The organism is Campylobacter troglodytis, assembly GCF_006864425.1.
Taxonomy (GTDB): Bacteria; Campylobacterota; Campylobacteria; order Campylobacterales; family Campylobacteraceae; genus Campylobacter_D; species Campylobacter_D troglodytis.
On the sequence record NZ_QHLI01000215.1, the window covers coordinates 1 to 588 of the forward strand.

Sequence of the window (588 nt, forward strand, 5' to 3'; positions counted from 1 at the left end):
ACACTGAACTGTTTTAATCCTAGCTGGTAGGGGTGGTTGTGTGTAAGAAAGATTATGCACCTTGCCATTTTCTTTTGTGTAGGCAAAAAAGATTATATTATTGCCACTATTATCAAGGATATGCTCATTTGCCTTGAAGTTTTGATTTATTTCATTTAAATTCAAGCTTATATTTGCTCCTTCTTTATCTTTAAGTAAGCTTAGATCTTTTTCTGTGTTTATTTTAGCATAGTTATTAAGACTTGTTTTTAGTGTGCTACTAATGATCTTATAGCCCCATTTAATCTGCTTTAAATTCAAGTCCTTTAAATTCTCATTTAGGCTTTTATTAACCGAGCTTTTAACTACAAAGGCTTGCAAGCTTATGCTTTGATTTGTATCTATGGTGTAAATTTCATCCTTAAAATTGCTTTGATAGCTTTTTAAAGTATTATCAAACCTAGCCTTATAAGTGTTCTTGTAAAAATGAGCCCTGTCTAAGTCATTTAACTTATAAGCCTTGATAGCTCCTATGAAGGCTAAATTCACAGCATCAGTAAAGACAAAGGGGATGGGCTTTTTTGTATCTAGCATACATTCTAAAATATT

At 31.5% G+C, this 588-nt stretch carries 1 protein-coding gene; it reads right to left on the reverse strand.

The window, feature by feature from the left end; translation table 11 throughout:
• On the reverse strand, nucleotides 1–588 hold a 588-nt coding region (locus DMC01_RS14235), incomplete at both ends, for a hypothetical protein (RefSeq protein ID WP_185908981.1).